The 565-nt window shown below is 46.2% G+C and carries 2 rRNA genes; both read left to right on the top strand.

The features are described 5' to 3' along the window. A 23S ribosomal RNA gene (locus tag IOD17_RS19265) occupies nt 1-83 on the top strand; the annotation flags it as partial. Nucleotides 84-216: 133 nt separating this feature from the next. Then, nucleotides 217-332, top strand: a 5S ribosomal RNA gene (gene rrf / locus IOD17_RS19260). Nucleotides 333-565 lie beyond the last annotated feature (233 nt).

The following is a 565-nucleotide window of genomic DNA, read 5'->3' as shown; positions in this document are numbered from 1 at the left end:
GACTACGACGTTGATAGGTTGGGTGTGTAAGCGCTGTGAGGCGTTGAGCTAACCAATACTAATTGCCCGTGAGGCTTGACCATATAACACCCAAACAATTTGATGTTTGTGTGTCTCTATGAAGACTGCAACAGCCGAAAATTTGCAAAACTACAAACCAAGACATCACATACCCAATTCGGGATAGCGCTTCACCGCGATATCCCAGCTGAATCGCTTGACGACCATAGAGCATTGGAACCACCTGATCCCATCCCGAACTCAGTAGTGAAACGATGCATCGCCGATGGTAGTGTGGGGTTTCCCCATGTGAGAGTAGGTCATCGTCAAGCACCTATACCAAAACCCCCGATCAGGAAACTGATCGGGGGTTTTACTATTAGTACAAGCATGAAGTTTTGAGTGATCTAAGCGCTCTGCTGAATAGATACAAAGGCAAGTGGTTGAGATTGAAAAGAAATTTTCGAAATCACTTGACGGAAGGTGAGGCTGCTGTAGAATGCGCGCCTCGGTTGAGACGAAAGACTTAACCAACCGCTCTTTAACAACTGAATCAAGCAATTCG

This window comes from Pseudomonas anguilliseptica (assembly GCF_021375795.1).
GTDB lineage: Bacteria > Pseudomonadota > Gammaproteobacteria > Pseudomonadales > Pseudomonadaceae > Aquipseudomonas > Aquipseudomonas anguilliseptica_A.
The sequence above is the reverse complement of the archived record's forward strand: the minus strand, read 5'-3'. Positions and strand labels throughout refer to the sequence as shown.